We start from the raw sequence: 19,846 nt of genomic DNA, 5'->3' as shown, positions 1-19,846 counted from the left end.
TCCGGCTCCCGCCCCGCACGTACGCGTCACCGGTGGCCGAGCGGGCCACTCGTGACCGACACAAGTGAGGACCCATGTCGCACCAGCGGTACGAAGCCGATCTGCGCCGCCTGATGGCCGGATTCCCCACGGGTGTCTCGGTCGTGACGGCCACCGCCCCGGACGGTGTCCCCTGGGGGATGACGTGCACGTCGCTGTGCAGCGTCGCCCTCGACCCGCCGACCCTCCTGGTCTGCCTGCGCCGCGACAGCCCCACCCTGGGCGCGGTGCTCGGCAGCGGGAGGCTGTCGGTCAACCTGCTGCACCAGCACGCCCGTTCCACCGCCGAGCTGTTCGGCTCCGGGGCGGCGGACCGCTTCGAGCGGACCCCCTGGGCGGCCGCGCCGGACGGCGGTCCCCACCTGGTCGAGGCCGCGCACACCATCGCCGACTGCGTGGTCACCGAGGACCAGGCCGTCGGCGACCACGCGATCGTGATGGCGCGCGTCACCGTGGTGACCTCGCTGCGCTCCCCCCTGCCGCTGCTGTACGGCATGCGGCGGTACGGGTCCTGGGCGGAGGACGCGGAGAACGGCTTCCTCTCCTACGACTTCATCTCGTGACCGCCACGGCGGCCCGCGCCGGAGGGTGAGGAGGGCCATGGACGTCTCCGCGATCCCCCCGTACCCGATGCCCGGGGCGGAACGGCCCGTCGTGAACCGGGTCGACTGGATCCCCGACCCCGGAAGGGCCGCGCTGCTCCTGCTGAACATGCAGGGCTACTTCCTGCGTCCCTACGCCCCGGGCGAAGCGCCCCTCACCGGCCTGCTGGCGAACGCCGCCGCCCTCGTCGCGCTCTCCCGCCGGCTGCGGATGCCGGTCATCCACACCGTGCAGCCCGGCACCCAGGCCCCCGGGGAGCGCGGGCTGCTCACGGACTTCTGGGGCAAGGGCCTCGACGACGTCCTGGAGGACGCGGCGATCGTCGGCGAGGTCGCCCCGGACGCGGCCGGGGTCGTCCTGCCCGCCTGGCGGTACAGCGCCTTCTCGGGGTCCGGCCTGGACCGGGAGCTGCGCGCGGCGGGGCGCGACCAGTTGGTCGTCTGCGGGGTGTACGCGCACCTGGGCTGCGTCACGACGGCCCTGGACGCCTTCGACCGCAACATGGAGGTCTTCCTCGCCTCCGACGCGGTCGCCGACTTCGACGCGCACCGGCACCGGGCGGCCCTGGAGTGGGCGGCGAGCTGCTGCGCGGTCGTGCGGTCCACCGCGGAACTCGCGGACGCCCTGTCGGCGGGGGTCCGCTCCGCCGCCGTCTGACCCGCCGCCGGCCCCGGTCCCGCTCGACAGAGGCACCCTGCGTGGCTACTATTTATACATGTACAAAAATACTGCACGAGAGGAACGTTCCGTTAGCCCCGGCGGGGTGCTGTGGACGGTCGCGATCGCCCAACTGATGGTCTCGCTGGACGTCTCGGTGGTGAACGTCGCCCTGCCGTCGATGCGAACGGCGCTCGGCTTCGACGAGTCGGGGCTCTCCTGGGTGGTCAACGCGTACACGCTGACCTTCGGCGGCTTACTGCTCCTGGGCGGCCGGGCGGCCGACCGGTTCGGCCGCCGGCCGCTGCTGTTCATCGGTCTCGCGCTCTTCGGCGTGACGTCACTGCTCGGCGGTCTCGCGCAGGGCCCGGGCCAGCTGATCGCCGCGCGCGCCGCCCAGGGTGTCGGCGCTGCGCTGATCGCCCCGGCCGCGCTCGCCGTGCTCACCACGACCTTCCCGGCCGGCCCGCAGCGCGGGAAGGCGCTCGGCGTCTACAGCGCCGTCACCGCGGGCGGCGCGGCCGTCGGCGTGGTGGTGGGCGGCCTGCTCACGGAGTACATCGACTGGCGCTGGGTCATGCTGGTGAACGTCCCGCTGGCGGTCGTCGGCCTGTTGCTGGCGGGCCGTCACGTCCCGGCGGCCCAGGCGGGCGACACCGCGCGCCGGCTCGACGTCGTGGGCGCGATCCTGGCCACCCTCGGCACCTCGCTGCTGGTCTTCGCCCTGGTGAGGACCGACGTGGAGCCGTGGGGCTCGGCGGCGACCATCGGTTCGCTGGCGGTCGCGGCGGTGCTGCTCGCCGGCTTCTTCGTCTACGAGGGCACACGGGCCAAGGAACCGCTGCTCCGGCTCGGGGTGCTGACCAACCGGTCCGTGTCCGGGGCGAACATCTACATGATGATGGTCTCGATCAACATCTTCACCTCGTTCTACTTCGTCTCCCTCTACCTCCAGGAAGTCCTCGGGATGGGGGCGCTGACCGCCGGTCTCGCCTTCCTGCCGTTCTGCCTGGGCCTGGTCGTGGGCTCGCTCTACGCGGTCCGGCTGCTCGCCCGCTTCGAGGCGCGTCACCTGCTGATCGTGGGCGGGATCATCGGCGCCGTCGGCATGTTCTGGTTCAGCCAGATCCGCCCCACGGGCAACTTCCTCGTCGACGTCCTGGGCCCGTCCCTGGTGACCAGCTTCGGCATCGGGCCGCTCCTCGTCCCGATCGCCAACGCCGCCACCGCGGGCGTCGCCCCGAACGAGGCCGGCATGGCCTCCGGCCTGCTCAACAGCGCGCGGCAGATCGGCGGAAGCATCGGACTGGCCGCGATGAGCACGATCGCCCTGGCGAGCACCGACGGCGCGCCGGTCACGGACTCGCCCGGCGCCCGGCTCACCCACGGCTACAGCATGGTGTTCACGGTCAACAGCGGTCTGCTGCTGGTCGCCGTCCTGGTCGCGCTGTTCGTCCTGCCGCGCCGCGGGCCGAACCTCGGCCCGAGCCCGGTGGCCCGGCAGAACGGCGCGCCCGGCCGCCGGCCCGAGACGGTCGGCGGTGAGGGCCCGCGTCCCTGAGGGCCGCCCGGCCGTCGCCCGAACGACCCGGTCCGACACGACCGGCCGCACCGGATCCCCGGCGCGGCCGGTCGTTCGCGTGCGCGGCCCCCGCGGCTCCGTGCCCGCTCCGCCACCCGTGGCCGCCCGGCCCGCCACACCCCCGATCCGGCCCGCCGCGCCCCCGTCCGGCGACGGGGAGAGAACGTCCAGCAGTCGTTCAGACGATCTCCCGCAGACTGAACCGGTCACGGCGCCCGGCACGCCGAACGCCGCAGCCCGTCGCTGAGGGGCGAACGGACGCCTGGAGGAGGTGCACACGGATGGTGCTGGTCGAACGCGACCCCGAACTCACCCTGCTGTCCGACCTGCTGGCCGACTGCCTGGACGGATCCGGCAGCGTCGTGGTCGTCCGGGGGCCCGTGGCCGTCGGCAAGACGGAACTCCTGCACACCTTTTCCGAGCAGGTGGCCGGGGACCGGGTGCGCCGGCTCGGGGCCGCGGCCTCCCCGGCCGAGCGCCACCTGCCGTTCGGGCTGCTCAGCCAGCTCCTGCACGGTGCCGACGCCGCGTACGCGCGGCGGGCCGACGCCGTGCTCGCCGAGGCGGGCGGGACGGACGGCACGATCGAACCCCGGGTCCTGGAGGGCGTCTCGCGCGTCTTCCTCGACATGAGCGACGCCGAGCCGCTGCTCATCGGCGTCGACGACGTCCACCACGCGGACACCGGCTCCCTCCAGTGCCTGCTCTTCCTCGCCCGCCGGCTGCGCCGTTCCCGCGTCATGCTGGTGCTCGGCGACCAGGACCGCGCCGGCTCCGGCTCCGCCGACCTGCGGACCGAGCTGTCGCGCCATCCGTACTGCCGGCAGCTCCGGCTCGACCCGCTCGGCTGCGACGGCGTCGCCGCGCTGCTCGCCCACGAACTGGACGCCCACGTCGCCCACAGTCTGGCCGCCGGCGCGTTCGCCGTCACCGGGGGGAATCCGCTGCTGGTCCGGGCGCTGGCCGAGGACTGGCAGGCGGCGGCGCGGACGGCGGGCGGCGCCGGCCCCTCGGGCCTCGTCGTCGGGGACCGCTTCGCCGAACGCGTCGTGAGCTGCCTGCACCGCGTCGAACCCGACGCCCTGGCGGTCGCCCGGGCGGTCGCCGTGCTCGGCGGGACGCCCGCGGCCGGACTGGTCGCCGGGCTGTCCGGACTCGGCGGCATCGAGACCCGCGCGCTCGTCGAGCTCCTGGAGGACTCCGGCGTCCTGCGGCAGGGGCGCTTCCGTCACCAGGCGGCGCAGGCCGCGGTGCTCCGGGACCTCGGAGCACGGGAGCGGGTCGCCCGGCACCGGCGCGCCGCCCGCATGCTGCACGCGGAGGGCGGCCGGCCGACCGCGATCGCGCACCACCTCGTCGCCGCCGGTGAGCCCACCGAGCCCTGGGCGGCGGCCGTGCTCCACGAGTCCGCGGCCGGCGCGACCGCCGACGGCCGGGTCGACTTCGCCCTCGACTGCCTCAAACTGGCCCACACGATCGCCGACGACGAGCATCAGCGGGCCGTCAGCCGGGCGGTGCTCGCCGACGCCGAGTGGCGGATCGAACCCGCCCGCGTGGTCCGGCACCTCGGGCAGCTCACCGAGGCCGTCGACCGGCGACTGCTGGCCCACCGCGACAGCCTCGCCACGCTGGAGTACCTGCTCTGGCACGGCCGGGTCGACGACGCCGCCTCCGCGCTGCACCAGCTCGCGGCGACGACGGCGGGGCCGGACGCCGCGGAGCTGCGCGAGGTCCGGGCCGTCCTCGAACTCTGCTACCCGGGACAGCGCCCCCGCGACGGCGCGGCTCCGGCGCCACCGGCCCGCCCGTCCGCCGGGCAGGGCGCCCCCTCGCTCGTCGGCACCGTGCTGCGCGCGATGGGCGGCGACGAGGCGGTGCCGGGGGAGCGCCTCTGGCCGGGTCTGCGCCCCGAGGAGCCGCTGTCCCGGATCTCCCTCGGGCTGCTGACGCTGGCCCGGCCGGAGCGGCTGGCCGCGGTGGCGCCCTGGTGCCTGCCGATGCTGGACGACGCGGCCGGAGAGGACGGCCCGGAGTGGCCGGGGCTGTTGCGGGCGGCGCGTGCCGAGGCGGCGCTGCTGCGCGGCGACCTGCCGGCCGCCGCCGAGCTCGCCGCCGCGGCCCTGGACGAGACGTCCCTGCCGAGCTGGGGCGTCCAGGTCGGCGCGCCGCTCGCCTGCCTGCTCACGACGGCCGTCCGCACGGGCCGGTACGAGGACGCCGCGGCGTACCTGACGATGCCGGTGCCGCCCGCCCTGCTGGAGACCCCGTTCGGGCTGCGGTACCTCCAGGCCCGCGGGCAGTACCAGCTGGCGGTCAACCGGCCGTACGCGGCACTCAGCGACTTCCAGACCTGCGGGCAGCTCCTGCGCGACTGGGGCGACGACGGACCGCGGGCCCTGCCGTGGCGGATCGACGCCGCGCAGGCCCTGCTGCGTCTGCGCCGCCGGGCCGAGGCGCGCGCCCTGCTGGAGGAGCAGCTGGACGGGGTGCCCGGGGACGACGGGCGGACGCTCGGCCGGGCCCTGCGGCACCTGGCTGCGGCGCTGGAGCCGCACGAACGTCCGGCCCTGCTCACCGACGCCGTGGAGGCGCTCCAGTCGGCCGGCGACCGGGTCGAACTCGCCCACACCCTGGCCGATCTGGGCGGCGCGTACCACGCGACGGGCGACGCGCGACGTGCCCGTCCGGCGCTGCGACGGGCCTGGCGGACCGCGCGGGAGTGCCAGGCGGAGGGGCTGAGCAGGTCCCTGCTGCCCGGGCTCTCGGCGACGTCGTCGGCGCAGGGCGCGGGCGCGCTGCTCGGCGACCGGGCGGCGGAACTCAGCGCGGCCGAGCACCGCGTGGGCAGTCTCGCCGCGCAGGGTCACAGCAACCGGCAGATAGCGAACCGGCTGTGCATCACCGTCAGCACCGTCGAACAGCATCTGACGCAGGTCTACCGGAAACTCCGGGTGAAGAACCGCACCGACCTCCCGGTTTTCCTGGAGGACGAAGAGGGACCGGATTCCGGACTGGCCCGGGAGAACCCGTCGCTGTGCCGCTGAAGAACCGCCACCCCTGAATGCGGAACACCCACCCCGCAACCCGACCCCTTATGTCTTCCGCGATTCCCGCATTCACCCCCTAGTCCCCCTAGTAAAGGCGGTGACGGCGTTCACACGAAACAGGGATGACGTCGCCTCCCCGGTCCGAACTAGGCTGAGGACACGGCTCTTTCCCGAAGCATTCGAAAGCCGATTCTCCCGAACTCCCGATGCACCGGCGTGATTCTCCGCCGGCTCTCAGCAATGGGCGGTCAGCATGCTCCTGAGCGAAAACCCGGTCCGGCAGGACGACATCCGACTCTCCGACGCCCCCTGGGCCGCGACCCGCGGCGGCCCGTCGATCCTGGGCGTCGGCACCTCGAACCCGGACTCCTCCTACACGCAGGAGGACCTCCTCGATCTGTACGACATCCAGGACCGGCGCATCCGTTCGGTCTTCCTCAACTGCGCGATCGACAAGCGGTTCCTCGACGTGCCGCCCTTCGGCGACGACGGCCGCCCCCGGATGGAGACCCAGGGCGAGCTGCTGGCCAAGCACAAGGCGCGCGGGACCGAGATGGGCGCCCGGGCGCTCCATTCCTGCCTCAAGCAGATCGGCGCCGCGGTCAGCGACATCGGCTACCTGGTCTGTGTGTCCTCCACCGGGCTGCTCACGCCCGGCTTCAGCGCGCTGCTCATCCGCGAGGTGGGCATCCCGACCGACTGCAGCCGGCTCGACGTCGTCGGCATGGGCTGCAACGCCGGGCTCAACGCGCTGAACGCGACCACCGGTTGGGCCTCGGCCAACCCCGGCAGGATCGCGCTGATGGTGTGCATCGAGGTGTGCTCGGCCGCCTACGTCTTCGACGGCACCATGCGCACCTCGGTCGTCAACAGCCTCTTCGGCGACGGCGCCGCCGCGATCGCCGTCTCGCACGGCACGCCGGAGACCGAGCGGACCGGCCCGCAGGTCCTCAAGTACGCCAGCTGCATCGTCCCGGACGCCGTCGCCGCGATGCGCTACGACTGGGACGACGACCAGGGCAAGTTCAGCTTCTTCCTCGACCGGGACGTGCCGTACGTGGTGGGCGCGCACGCCGAGACCGTCATCGGGAACCTGCTGAGCGGGACCGGCCTGCGGCGCAGCCAGATCGCCCACTGGCTGATCCACTCCGGCGGCAAGAAGGTCATCGACTCGGTCGCGGTCAACCTCGGCCTCACCCGGCACGACGTGCGCCACACGACCAGCGTGCTGCGCGACTACGGCAACCTCTCCAGCGGCTCCTTCCTTTTCTCGTACGAGCAGTTGATGCGGGAGGGGGTCACACGCCCGGGCGACTACGGCGTCCTCATGACGATGGGCCCCGGCTCGACCCTCGAGACCGCCCTCGTCCGCTACTGATCCCCTTCCCGACCAGACGAGTAGGACCAGACATGTCTTCCGCAGAAACCGCACAGGCGGCCCCCTCCCCCGCCGCGACGCTCGACATCGACAGCTCCCGTCCGCTGTCCGCGCCCCTGGTCGCGGAGATCAACGCGCTCTGCGACCGGCTGGAGGACTCCGAGGGCGGGACGACCGCCGTGATCCGGCTGCACGGCACGGACACCGCGACGCAGTGGCCGGGCGCCGTGGGCATCGACCTGGTGAGCCGCTGGGAGAAGGCCCTGCGGCGGCTGGAGCAGACCCGGTCGGCGAAGATCGTGATCGTCGAGGGTGTGTGCAGCGGCCCGGCGTTCGAGGTGCTGCTCACCGCCGACCTCCGGATCGGCGCCCCGGGGCTGCGCATCGACGTGCCGGCCAACGACGGCAGCGTGTGGGCCGGGATGTCCGTGCACCGTCTCACGAACCAGCTCGGCGGCACGCGTGCGCGCCGGCTGGTGCTGTTCGGCGCCCAGGTGTCGGCGCAGCGGGCGCTGGAGACCGGGTTGATCGACGAGACGGCCAAGGATCCGGCGGCCGTCGCGGCGCGGCTCGCGGAACGGTTCGGCCGGCTGGTGCCCGCGGAGCTCGCGATCCGGCGGCAGCTCGTCCTCGACGCCGGTGTCACCGCCTTCGAGGAGGCGCTGGGCAAGCATCTCGCCGCGTGCGACCGGACCCTGCGCCGCTCCCGGGGCGAGCTCGCCCCGGCTCCGCGGTAGGTCTCCGCCCGTCTTCCGTCCGTCCCGTCCGCAGAACGCCGAAGGAGTACCGATCGTGACAGTCAGCGCCGTGGGCAGCACGGAGCAGCAGTGGCGCACCCCCGCCCCGGTCTTCGGGGGTTCGCTGCTGGGCGACGCCAACGCCCTGATGACCTGCACCGCAGCGGCGGAGAAGCTGCTCGCGGAGCTGCCGGCCAAGCCGGACCGCAGTCCCGACGAGCAGCAGCTGGCCGCCGAGTTGTTCCGCGACCAGCGCCGGGTGCGCGGCGCGTTCCTGCGGCTGCACGCCGAGCGGGTGTACGAGGTGCTGACCGGCGAGCTCCGGGAACAACGCAGCCTGTCGGAGCTGGTGTTCGCCGCCGCCGACGCCTTCCCGGGGCTGACCCCGACCGAGGCGCAGATGGCGGCCGAGCGCGAGTGCGCCCAGGCCGACAAGGAGGGGCGGGAGATCGACCAGGGGATCTTCTTCCGGGAGATCCTCCGTTCACCGGTGGCGGGTCCGCATCTGCTCCAGGCCATGCTGCGGCCCTCGCAGCGCGCCCGTTCGCTGCTCGGCGAGTTCGGCCGGACGGGGCTGGTCGAACTGGGCACGGTGCACCTGGAGCGGATCGACGGCACCGCGCATCTGACGCTGTGCAACGGCCGGTTCCTGAACGCCGAGGACAACCAGCTCGTCGAGGACGTGGAGACGGCCGTCGACCTGGCGCTGCTCGACGACCGGGTCCGGGTGGGCGTGCTGCGGGGCGGGCGGATGACCCATCCGCGCTACCAGGGCCGCCGGGTGTTCTGCGCCGGGATCAACCTGGTCGACCTGCACCAGGGCCGCATCTCGTACGTCGACTTCCTGCTCCGGCGCGAACTCGGCTACATCCACAAGCTGATCCGCGGTGTGCGGGTCGACGACGGCTGGCCCCGGCCGCTGGTGGAGAAGCCGTGGGTGGCCGCGGTCGACACGTTCGCGATCGGCGGCGGCATGCAGCTGCTGTTCGCGGCCGACCACGTCGTGGCCGCCGCCGACTCGTATCTGAGCCTGCCGGCGGCGCAGGAGGGCATCGTGCCCGGCATGGCCAACCTCCGGCTGACGAGCCTGGCCGGTGCCCGGCTGTCCCGTCAGGTCATCCTGTCCGGCCGCAAGCTGTGGGCGCACGAGCCGGAGGCGCGGCTGGTCTGCGACGAGGTGGTGGACCCGAAGCTGATGGACGCCACGGTCCGGGCGGCGGCCGAGCGGCTGGCGACGCCCGCGGTGGTGGCGAACCGCCACATGATCAACCTGGCGGAGGAGCCGGAGGACCGGTTCCGCGCGTACGCCGCCGAGTTCGCCTTCGAGCAGGCCCTCCGGCTCTACAGCGACGACGTCATCGACAAGGTGGACCGCTTCAGCGCCGCGACGTCCGGGGACCGGCGGACGGGGTCGGGGTCGTGAGGCCGATCGACGCGATGCTGGAGGTCCTGCGCGACGAGGGGGTGACCCGGGTCTTCGGCAATCCGGGCACCACCGAGCTCCCCTTCGTCGAGGCGGTCGCCGCCGCCCCCGACCTGAGCTACGTGCTCGGGGTGCAGGAGGCCTCCGTGGTCGCGATGGCCGACGGCTACGCGCGCGCCACGGGCCGGCCCGCGTTCGTCAGCCTGCATGTGGCGGCGGGGCTGGCCAACGGCATGGTGGGACTGCTCAACGCCAAGCGCTCGCGGACCCCGCTGGTGGTGACCGCCGGGCAGCAGGACCGACGCCATCTGGCGCAGGACCCGATGCTCTCCGGCGACCTGGTGGGGATCGCCCGGGCGGCGGTGAAGCACACCTTCGACGTCCAGCACGCCCACGACCTCCCCCTGATGCTGCGCCGCGCGTTCGCGCTGGCCGTGCAACCGCCCGCAGGTCCGGTGTTCCTGTCGATCCCGATGGACCTGCTGGAGGAGGAGACCCCGGTCGACCCGCCCGCGCCCCGTTCGGTGCTGCGCGGGCTCGGGCCGGCCGCAGGCTGGCCTGAGGCGGCCGAACGGCTCGCCGCCGCCCGCCGGCCGGCGATCGTCGCCGGGGACGGGGTGGGCCGGGACGGCGCGCTGGCCGAGATGGTGGCGGTCGCGGAGGCGGTCGGCGCCACCGTCTACCACCAGCCGATGCACGACGGGGTGGACTTCCCCACGGTGCATCCGCTCTACGCGGGCGTGCTCGACGCGCGCTACTCGGCGATCCGCGCCGCGCTCGAAGGCCACGACGTGGTCCTCATCGTCGGCACCCGGGCGTTCATGGCGCACCACTACGAGCCGGGGCAGCCGATCCCGGCCGGCACCGAGGTCGTGCAGCTCGACGACGACCCGGGCGAACCGGGACGCAACTTCCCGGTGGCCCTCGGTCTGGTCGGCGGCATCCGGGAGACCCTCGCGGTGCTCGCCGGGCAGCTCGCCGGGAAGGTCCCCGAGGCGCGTTCGCGCACGGAGCGGACCGGGCGGGTCCACGAGAAGGGGCGCGCCCTGGTGCGTGAACGGGCCCTGGCCGCCTACGGCGAGGCCCCGCTGGACCCGCTGGCCGCGGTGCACGCCGTCGTCGCCGGTCTCCCGGAGGACGCCGTCGTCGTGGAGGAGGCGATCACCAGCGGGGTCCTGCTGCGCCAGGTGCTGCCGCTGGAGTTCCCCCGGTCGTACGTGCACACCGTGGGCGGCGGGCTCGGGTCGGGCATCGGCGCGGCGGTGGGTTCCCGGATGGGCGACCCGAGCCGCCCGGTGGTGGCCGTCCTCGGTGACGGCTGCACCCTGTTCGGGCTCCAGGGGCTGTGGAGCGCCGCGCACTACCGGGTGCCGGTCACCTTCGTGGTGATGAACAACGGCGAGTACCGCACGCTCAAGGAGACGGTCGTCCGCCGCGAGCGGCACCGCGACGCCGGCGGGCGGCGCGGCTCGCGCGGCCTGGAGCTCACGCCGCCGCGACTCGACCTCACCCCGGCCGCGGAGTTCCTGGGCCTCACCGTCGGGTCGGACCGCCGTCCCGACGGGCTCGACCTGGCCCCGCCCGACCTCGACTTCACCCGCCTCGCCGGGTTCTTCGGCATCAGCGCGGTACGGGCGGGCTCGACCGCGCACCTGACCGAGGCGGTCTCGTGGGCGGCGGCCGGCACGGAGCCCGTCCTCATCGACGTCCCCATCACGGGCCACCGTGACAGTGCCTGATCCGCGCACCGCCGCGGACGGGAGATCGGCAGGAGGAAGACATGACGAGCCTTCTCGACGGTGATCTGCTCACCGGCACCGTGCCGGGCGACGGCCGGCGTGCCGGAGCCGGCGGCACCGGCACGGCCGGCACGGTCGACGTCGTCGAACCGGCCACCGGCAAGACGCTCGCCGTCGTCGGCCTCGCCGACGCCGCGGACGTCGGACGCGCCGTGTCGGTGGCCGCCCGGGCGCAACCGGACTGGGGCGCGGTACCGGCCGCCGGCCGCGCCGCGGTGCTGCGGCGCGCGGCGGCGCTCCTGGAGGAGCACCGGGCCGAGGTCGCCCGCTGGCTGGTCCGGGAGGGCGGAGCGGTGCGGGCGAAGGCCGAGTTCGAGATCGCGGACGCGGTGGAGGAGCTGCTCCAGGCGTCGGCCCTGCCCACGCAGCCGCACGGGCAGGTGCTGCCGTCCGAGCCCGGGCGGTCGAGCACGGCCCGCCGGGTGCCGCTGGGCGTGGTCGGGGTGATCAGCCCGTGGAACGTGCCGCTGCTCCTCGCGCTGCGCTCGGTGGCGCCCGCGCTGGCGCTGGGCAACGCCGTCCTCCTCAAGCCCGACGTCCGCACGGCCGTCTCGGGCGGCCTGGTCGTGGCCCGACTGTTCGAGGAGGCGGGGCTCCCCGCGGGAGTCCTCCAGGTCCTGGCAGGGGACGCGGTCGCCGGCCGGGCGCTCACCGGGCATCCGGGGGTCGCCATGGTCTCCTTCACCGGTTCGACGGCCGTCGGCCGGGAGGTGGGGGCCGCGGCCGGGCGCACGCTGAAGCGCGTCTCGCTCGAACTGGGCGGGAACAACGCCCTGATCGTCCTCGACGACGCCGATCTGGAGTCGGCGGCGGCGGCCGGTGCCTTCTCGTCCTTCTTCCACCAGGGCCAGATCTGCATGGCGGCCGGCCGGCACATCGTCCACGCGTCGGTCGCCGAGGCGTACGTACGGCTGCTCACCGAGCGGGCCGGACGGCTGACGGCGGGCGACCCGTGGACCGATCCGGTCGACCTGGGCCCGATGATCGACGCGGGTCAGCTCGCCCGCACCCACGGGATGGTGGCCGACAGCGTCGCGGCGGGTGCCGTCCTGCGCTGCGGCGGCGTCCCGGACGGCCCGTTCTATCCGGCGACCGTGGTCACCGGAGTCACCCGCGCGATGCCGGTGTTCGCCGAGGAGGTGTTCGGTCCGGTGGCGCCCGTGGTGGTGGTCGCGGACGACGACGAGGCGGTCGCCGTCGCCGGGGACACCGAGTACGGCCTGGTGGCCGCGGTGCGGACGGGATCGGTGGAACGCGGTCTGCGGCTGGCCGACCGGTTGCGGACGGGGATGATCCACGTCAACGACGGGACGGTGAACCACCAGGCGGTGGTGCCGTTCGGCGGCTTCGGCGCCTCGGGGAACGGAGCCCGGCACGGGGCGCAGTACAGCTGGGACTCGTACACCCAGTGGCAGTGGATCACCGCGCGGAGCGGGGCCCCGGTCGGCGGGCCGTCCTGAGCGACGGCGGTCCCGCGTGGGCCGGGCCGGGGCGGGACACCGCCCCGGCCCGGCCCACGTGCCGTGATCCAGGAGGGGCCCGGTACCGGCGGTGTGACCCGTGCGGGGTGAAGGCCCCGCCGTCGTGCGGGGCCTTCACCCCGCACGGGCGGGCGTGGGAGGGGCGGGCGTCCCGGCGGCGCGGCGTCCTCAGGCCGTCCGGCCCGTCGTCGCGTACGACGGCGGGGCGGCCACGGCCGGCGCCGGCCCGCCGGTGATCTCCAGCGCACCGTCCGGGAGCCGCCGGCCGCCGAACCCGGAGCCGAGCGGAGCCCCCGGCCGGCCGGGGGCGCGTTCGCCGATGACGTCGAAGGGCAGGGTCCGCCCGCTCGCGCACACCTCGCCGACCTCGCCGGCGCGCAGCGCGTCCCCGAGGACGTCCCGCACGCTGAGCCGTACGCCGGGGGCGGGACCGACGACGGGGGCGCCGCTCGCGTCCGGCCCCGCGGGGAACACACCCACGGCCCAGGGCAGCACGCTGCCGCCCGGCGCGAACTCCGCCCGCAGGGCGGTGTCCGGCAGGATCTCGGTGTGCCGCGCGGCGAGCGCCGGCGGGCACGGGGCGCCGACGAGCAGCACCGACCGCGGCGGGGAGAAGGGCGGCGCGGCGGCCAGGGCGTCGAGCAGCGCCGGGTACTCCCCCGTCCCGCAGACCGCCACGACCCCGCCGAGGGCGGCCGGGCCGAAGCCGTCCGGCTGCGCGTGCAGCGTGCTGCCGGAGCCGAAGGCCCACCACATCGCGGAGAGGGTGGCCGGCCCGGTGGGCTGTTCGGCGACGGTGACGGTCTGTCCGGCCGGCCCGGCCTTCGCCGACCGGGCGGCCATCGCCAGGTGCCAGGCGCGATGGTCGACGAGGTGGCCCGAACGCCACAGCCCGCCCTCGCCGGCCGTCAGCAGGTAGGCGGGTTCGGTGGGCGCCGAGCGGGGCAGGGCGCGGTCGAGCGGCCAGGCGCCGATCCGCTTCCACAGCTCCGGGTCGTCCAGGGCGAGCCGCTGGAACCGCCCGCCGCGGCCCCAGCGGTCGTGTGTCGTCAGGCTGCACAGCACCGCCCCGGCGCCGCTGACCGCCGCGACGGCGGCGGTCTGGCCGGCCGGCACGTCCCGCGGGACGGGCACGCACACGCCGCCGGCCTTCAGCACCGCCAGGTGGGCCACGAGCGCCTGCCGGTGGTCGGCGCACTGCACGACGACGGGGTCGCCGAGCTGGACGCCGGTCCGCAGCAGTGCGGTGGCCAGCTGCGAGGACAGGACGTCGGCCTTGCCGTAGGAGAGCTGGTGCGGGCCCTCCCGGACGACGACGGCCCGCGGGTGCCGCCGGGCCGCCCGGGTGAAGAGGCCGTCGAGCGTCCGGGCCGACTCGGGCGGACGGTCCGCACGGCGGGCCGCGGGTCGGGGTCTTGCGGTGTCGCGGAGTTCGGCCGAGAGCATCGCTGCGGCTCCTTCTGCTCCTGCTGGGTGGTCCGCTCGGACGGGACGGCCCTCAAGCGGACGGTGTGACGGACCGCCTGGTCTCGCGCCGCTCCTCCGTCTCCGGCACGACCACGGGCTTGGCGTACGTCCGGGTCAGCAGGGGGCCGGTCATCGCGGTGGTCACCAGGGCCATGACGACGAGCAGGGAGTACAGGTCCCCGTCGAGCAGTCCGGCCTGGAGCCCGACGCCGAGGATGACCAGTTCGGTCAGTCCCCGGGTGTTCATCAGGGCGGCCAGGGCCGTGGCCGGCCGGCCGGGCAGACCGGCGGTGCGGGCGGCGAGGTACGTTCCGCCGAACTTGCCCGCCACGGCGACGAGCAGGACGGCGGCCAGTTCGGTGGTCTCGGCCCAGCCGAACTGGCGGAGGTCCACCTTGAGTCCGGCGACCACGAAGTAGACGGGCAGCAGCACCGAGGTCACGTTCCGGGTGTGCTGCATCAGGTCGCCGCGCAGCCGGTCCCCGCACTCCGCGGGCACGATCAGGCCGAAGAGGAAGGCGCCGAAGATGTAGTGCATGCCCATGAACTCGGTGGCGGCGCCGCAGAGCAGGGCGCCGACGAGCACCTGCGCCAGCAGCCACGGCGTCGCCGGACCGCGTCCGTCGCCCCGCGTCATCACCCGGCGCAGCCAGGGACGGACGAGCAGGACCAGCAGCAGCACGAACGGGATCATGAGGGCGACGCGCCACATCCCCCCGTGCCCGCTGCCGACGGCGGCCTGCACGCCGGCGAGGGCGGTCCAGGCCACGATGTCCACCAGGGCCGCCGTGGCCAGGGCGATGCCGCCGAGCGTGGACTTGGCCAGGCCCCGGTCGGAGAGGATCCGGGCCAGGACGGGGAAGGCGGTCACGGACACGGCGAGACCGATGAAGACGATGAACGCGGCCTTCTGCTCGGTCGGGTGGTCGCGGAGCAGGTAGAACCCGAGCCCGGTGCCCAGGACGAAGGGCACGGCCGTCGAACCGATGCTGACGGCCGCGGCCATCCTGCCCCGGCCGCGCAGGGCCTGGCGTTCGATCTCGAGCCCCACGCCGAACATGAAGAGGGTGACGCCGACGTCGGCCATCGCGCTGAGCAGCGGCCTGACGTCGGTGGGGAAGAGGGTGTCGGACACGGCCCCGTCGAGGAGGGTCGGCCCGAGGAGGACGCCGGCCAGGATCTCGCCCACGACGGGGGGCTGTCCGATCCTGGTCGCGAGGTACCCCAGTCCCTGGGCGAGCACCAGGATCAGGGCGAGGTCGAAGAGGAGGAGGGCCACCTGATGGCTGTTCATACCTGTTGTGCTCGCTCCCTGGTCTCGGACGGGTGGAACCGGCGCCGTGACGGGCCGGTGAAGTGATCGCGACCAGTCTTCCGGGAGCGCCTACAGATGGTCTGAAGGGTCTCTGCCCGTCTCCCCCGGGGCCCGGGCGGGCCGCCGCGGGCGCGCGGGTACCCCGTGCGCGTCGCCGCGGCACGGGGTACGGGGCGGGCACGGGGGCCTGGTTCAGGCGACCGAGGCGGCTCCGGCTCCCTGGAGCAGCCGGGCGACGGCGGCGCTGCGGTGGGTCAGCGGTTCGCGCTCGGCGCACTCGGCGGCGTAGAGCCGCATCAGCTCGTGGAAGCGGTACTCGCCCCGGTCCGCCTCCACCAGCAGGTGGCGGGCCGCCAGCAGCCGCAGCGTCCGGGCCGCCTCGGGTTCCGACATGCCGGTCAGGTCCGCGGCGGTGGACACGGTGATCAGGCCGTCGCTGAAAAGACCGAGGAGCCGGAACATCCGGGCCGCCTCGGCGGACAGCGCCTGGTAGGAGGTCTCGAAGAGCGAGTGCAGACTCGTCGAACTGTCCCCCGGCGTGGTCATCCGGTCGAGTCTGCCGTGCTCCACGGCGAAGTGCTCGACGAGCGAGGCGAGCGGCACGTCCCGGTTGGCGGCCACGGTCTCGGCCATGATGCGCAGTGCCAGGGGGAGGCCGCCGGACAGGCCCACCAGCCGCCGGGCGACCGACTCGTGGTGGCGCAGCCGGTCCCCGCTCAGGCATCCGAGCAGCCGCAGGGCGTCCTGGGTGCCGAGCGGGCCGAGCCGCAGGAGGTGGGCGCCGTCGCGGACGGCGAGTCCGCCGAGCCGCTGCCGGCTGGTGCTGAGCACGCAGGAGGACCCGCGCGGGATGAGCGGCCGCAACTGGTCGGCGCTGAGCACGTCGTCGAGCATCACGAGCATCCGCTTGCCGTGCAGCAGGCTGCGGTAGAGCGTCGCGCGGCTCGCGAGGTCGGCGGGGATGCGCGAGCTCTCCACCCCGAGGCTGCGCAGCACCTGCAGCAGGGCGTCGGAAGCGCTCAGGGAGCGTCCCTGCATGCTCGTCCCGTGCAGGTCGACGTAGATCTGACCGTCCGGGAAGTGCTCCGAGAGCCGGTGCGCCAGCTCCAGGGCGAAGGCGCTCTTGCCGACGCCGGCCGGTCCGTCGATGACGGCGACGGGTGTGGAGGCGCCGCGCCGGCCGTGGTTCTCGGTCAGCAGCCGTTCCAGGTGGGCCAGTTCCCGCGACCGCCCGACGAATCCCCGCGCCACGGGCGGCAGCTGGGCCGGCCGCGGGGTCTCGGGGAGGACGATGCCGGCGGCCGGCGTCTCGCCGCCGGGGGGCCAGGAGGCGGGGGTGGCGCCCCCGGATCCGGTGGCCACCGGGGTGACCGGCCGGCCGGCGAGGATCTGCTGGTGCAGGACGCGCAGTTCGGCGCCCGGGTCGATGCCGAGCTCGTGGCGGAGGAGCCGCCGGGTCTCGGCGTAGACCTCCAGGGCGTGTGCCTGGCGGCCGCACCGGTAGAGGGCGTTCATCAGCAGCCAGCGCAGCTTCTCGCGCAGCGGCTCCTCGGCCACGGCGCCGAGCAGCACGGTGACCGCCTCGACCGGCCGGTCGGCGTCCAGCATGTCCGCGGCCCATTCCTCGACCGCCGTCAGCCGCATGTCCTGGAGCCGGGTGCGCTCCATGGCGGCGAAGGGCCCGGGGACGCCGGAGTGCGCCTCGCCGTGCCAGAGCGACAGCGCGGCCTCCGCGAGTTCGAGGGCCTCGCTCAGTCGTCCCTCGGCCCGTGCGCGGCGGGCCTGCGCGTGCCGGAGGGCGAAGAGGGTCGCGTCGACGGTGGAGGGGTCGGTCTGCAGCGCGTACCCGCCGGCCGTGGAGACGAGCAGGTCGCCGCTCTCCCTTCGGCTGCGCTCCGGCTCCAGCACCCGGCGCAGTCCGGCGACGTAGGTGTGGACGCCGTTGGCGGCGGTCTGGGGGATGCTGCCGCCCCAGACGGCGTCGATGATCTGCTCGACGCTCACGACGTCGTTCGCCCGGCCGGCGAGCAGCGCGAAGACCGCGCGTTGTTTGGGTGGTCCGAGGACGACTTCCCGTCCGTGCCGCCAGGCCCGCACCGGGCCCAGCAGCTGTACACACAAGGGCTCCCCCGTTGTCGGCATGGCCTTGCCGCCTCCTGAGATCGTTGTCGCGGTCACGGGACCGCTCTGCTGCCAGTGGTGGGAACGCACGGACGTGTCTCAGGCGGCGCGCGTGGCGTCGTCGCCCCCTGTGCCGGTCGCGCGGGCCACCAGCCGGTCCGCGACACACCGCAGCTTCTCCCGCGTCTCCTCCAGTTCGCGGTCGGGCACGGAGTGCTCGACGATGCCGGCGCCCGCCCTCAGCCAGGTCGCCCCGTCGCGGCGGAACACGCTGCGCAGGGCGAGGGCCGCGTCCATGGAGCCGTCGCGCGCCACGGTCATCACGGTGCCGGCGTAGAGGCCGCGCTCCGTCGGCTCGTGGGCGCAGATGCTCTCGTACGCGGCGTGCTTGGGCACTCCGGAGGCGGTGACGGCCGGGAAGACGGCGGCGAACGCGTCCCAGGGGCTGGCGCCCTCCGGCATCCGGCCGACCACCCGGGAGGCCAGGTGCTGGACCGAGCCCCGCTCCTTGACGACCATGTACTCCTCCACGACGACCGTCTCCGGCTTGCACGGTCCGGCGAGTTCGTCGACGGCGACCTTCACGGAGATGGCGTGCTCGTGGAGTTCCTTGGGGTCGGCGAGGAGCCGTTCCCGCAGCAGCCGGTCCTCCTCCGGGTCGCCGGTCAGCGCCCGGGTGCCGGCCAGGGGCTGGCTGGAGACCCGCCCGTCGATGCCGACCTCGACCACGGTCTCCGGGCTGAAGCCGAGGGCTTGCAGGCCGCCCATGTTCAACAGGTAGGAGCGGGCGGGGGTGTTGGCGCGTCGTCCGACGACGTAGCTGGCGGGGAAGTCGACGTCGGCGGGAGCCGGGACGGCGCGGGAGACGACGGCCTTCTGGAGTTCCCCGGCGCGGATCCGGTCCACCACCTCGCCGACGGCCACCCGGTAGTCCTCGGCGCCCACCTCCAGGTCGACCGAAACAGGCCGAACGACTATGTCAGGTTCAGACTCCAGTTCGATCACGAACTTCCGTACGGCGTCGATCTCCTCGACGTCCAGACCGCGCACGTGCGCCGCCTTCCCGGTGAGCCGCACCTCGGTCCGGGGGACCACGAGGTGGAGCAGCACGTCGTTGTCGACGGGGCGGCCGGCGACGGCGTAGGCGAGCTCGAAGGCGCTCCAGCCGTACGCCCGCCAGTCGGCCAGGTCGAGACCGTCGAGGAAGGCCCGGACCTGGGCCAACGGGTCTCCCTCCCAGGGCCGTTCGGTGGTGACACCGTGCTTCGTACATCGCACCGAATGAGGTTTCAGCACGACTTCGGCGGCGACCCCGCCGGCCACCGACCAGGCGTCGGGGCTCTCGTAGACCACATAGGTGTCGAACAGACCCGAGGCGGCCAGGCCCGAGGCGACGGCGAGCGGTTCGGTCGCCGTGTTCAGCACGGTGGACCTGTAGAACTCCATGTCTCTTCCTCCTGCAGCATTACGACCGACATTGACCACGATGCGCGAGGCGACTCGACCCGGGCGGCATCGGTCCGCGCGGCGAGCGGACGTGAGCACCACAGAACCCGGGCTGGGGAAACAATGGCCATGCGTGAAGTGAATCCACGGCGGCCCCCGCCCACAGGAAAGGAACGCCGAAAACCACTCGACCGAAATTCTCGACGGAGAATCAGAAGAATGACAACGTCGCGCCCGACGAACAGGCGCGAAGGAAACGGCACCGGCCCCGGGACACGGGAGAGGCGCACGGCACACCGCCGGACGGACGGGGTGCGGACAGCGCGACGCGTCCACGAGCGAGCCGCGCCGGGCCACACTCCTCCGTCACCGGAGGAACGGCAGCCTCACCTCGGACGTTGCCGTCACACGGCGAACCGCCCGCCGGCACCCGGTGGCGCCGGCGGAAACACGCGGACGCACACGGCGCCGAACCCGGCGACGCCGTCGTCACGGATACGCTCCGGCACGGCGACGGACATACGGAATCTCGTGCCGGTCGACACAGTTCGCCATTCGCACTGAAAAGACATCATTACCCCGGTGGGCCGAATCCCCCCTTGCCGCTCCAGGCTATTTCCCGAAGCGGTGTAACCGAGGTCGACTCTACCCAACGGCACCAGACCGAATCAACAAGTATCCGTTTCACGCTCGTTACTTGACTGCTTTTTGTCAGGTCGCGTTATAGATCTCCACGCACCCCGAACGGGAA

The 19,846-nt window shown here is 73.9% G+C and carries 13 protein-coding genes; 9 read left to right on the top strand and 4 right to left on the bottom strand.

From position 1 onward, the window contains the following. Window positions 1–74 precede the first annotated feature (74 nt). The 9 genes from ACGFZF_RS11170 to ACGFZF_RS11130 all read left to right on the top strand — a co-directional run bounded on the left by ACGFZF_RS11170 (window position 75) and on the right by ACGFZF_RS11130 (window position 12,725). Complete coding sequence (locus ACGFZF_RS11170) at window positions 75–602, top strand: flavin reductase family protein (protein ID WP_393553227.1); 528 nt, start codon at window positions 75–77, stop codon at window positions 600–602. Between the two features lie 37 nt (window positions 603–639). Further along, entirely contained in the window at window positions 640–1,299 is a 660-nt protein-coding gene (locus ACGFZF_RS11165) for an isochorismatase family protein (protein ID WP_393553225.1), read from the top strand. Between the two features lie 106 nt (window positions 1,300–1,405). Further along, window positions 1,406–2,860: an MFS transporter gene (locus ACGFZF_RS11160; RefSeq protein ID WP_393553222.1), complete on the top strand. Its 1,455-nt coding sequence runs from the start codon at window positions 1,406–1,408 to the stop codon at window positions 2,858–2,860. Window positions 2,861–3,162: 302 nt separating this feature from the next. Continuing rightward, window positions 3,163–5,925, top strand: a complete 2,763-nt coding sequence (locus ACGFZF_RS11155) for an AAA family ATPase (protein ID WP_393553220.1) — start codon at window positions 3,163–3,165, stop codon at window positions 5,923–5,925. A gap of 256 nt (window positions 5,926–6,181) precedes the next feature. Further along, window positions 6,182–7,306, top strand: coding sequence for a 3,5-dihydroxyphenylacetyl-CoA synthase DpgA (gene dpgA / locus ACGFZF_RS11150; protein WP_393553217.1), 1,125 nt, complete (start codon window positions 6,182–6,184; stop codon window positions 7,304–7,306). Between the two features lie 32 nt (window positions 7,307–7,338). After that, window positions 7,339–8,043 (top strand): enoyl-CoA-hydratase DpgB, encoded by a 705-nt coding sequence (dpgB, locus tag ACGFZF_RS11145; RefSeq protein ID WP_393553215.1) that lies wholly within the window; start codon window positions 7,339–7,341, stop codon window positions 8,041–8,043. Between the two features lie 52 nt (window positions 8,044–8,095). Further along, window positions 8,096–9,466 (top strand): (3,5-dihydroxyphenyl)acetyl-CoA 1,2-dioxygenase DpgC, encoded by a 1,371-nt coding sequence (gene dpgC / locus ACGFZF_RS11140; RefSeq protein ID WP_393553727.1) that lies wholly within the window; start codon window positions 8,096–8,098, stop codon window positions 9,464–9,466. Continuing rightward, a complete protein-coding gene (locus ACGFZF_RS11135) occupies window positions 9,463–11,205 on the top strand; it encodes a thiamine pyrophosphate-binding protein (RefSeq protein WP_393553212.1) in 1,743 nt (580 codons plus the stop codon). Before dpgC ends, ACGFZF_RS11135 begins: the two co-directional genes overlap by 4 nt. A 41-nt stretch (window positions 11,206–11,246) precedes the next feature. Further along, window positions 11,247–12,725 (top strand): aldehyde dehydrogenase family protein, encoded by a 1,479-nt coding sequence (locus ACGFZF_RS11130; RefSeq protein WP_393553210.1) that lies wholly within the window; start codon window positions 11,247–11,249, stop codon window positions 12,723–12,725. Between the two features lie 189 nt (window positions 12,726–12,914). On the opposite strand, the gene ACGFZF_RS11125 is transcribed toward ACGFZF_RS11130, so the two are convergent. The 4 genes from ACGFZF_RS11125 to ACGFZF_RS11110 form a co-directional block, all read right to left on the bottom strand. Then, a complete protein-coding gene (locus tag ACGFZF_RS11125; RefSeq protein ID WP_393553208.1) occupies window positions 12,915–14,192 on the bottom strand; it encodes an AMP-binding protein in 1,278 nt (425 codons plus the stop codon). Window positions 14,193–14,244: 52 nt separating this feature from the next. Further along, complete coding sequence (locus tag ACGFZF_RS11120; protein ID WP_393553206.1) at window positions 14,245–15,507, bottom strand: cation:proton antiporter; 1,263 nt, start codon at window positions 15,505–15,507, stop codon at window positions 14,245–14,247. Between the two features lie 213 nt (window positions 15,508–15,720). Further along, on the bottom strand, window positions 15,721–17,670 hold the full coding sequence (locus tag ACGFZF_RS11115) for a BTAD domain-containing putative transcriptional regulator (protein ID WP_393553203.1): 1,950 nt from the start codon (window positions 17,668–17,670) through the stop codon (window positions 15,721–15,723). A 78-nt stretch (window positions 17,671–17,748) separates the two neighbouring features. After that, window positions 17,749–19,095 carry a salicylate synthase gene (locus ACGFZF_RS11110; protein WP_393553201.1) on the bottom strand — a complete coding sequence of 449 codons (1,347 nt, stop codon included), beginning with the start codon at window positions 19,093–19,095 and terminating at the stop codon, window positions 17,749–17,751. Window positions 19,096–19,846 lie beyond the last annotated feature (751 nt).

This window comes from Streptomyces sp. NPDC048338 (assembly GCF_043201055.1).
GTDB lineage: Bacteria > Actinomycetota > Actinomycetes > Streptomycetales > Streptomycetaceae > Streptomyces.
The sequence above is the reverse complement of the archived record's forward strand: the minus strand, read 5'-3'. Positions and strand labels throughout refer to the sequence as shown.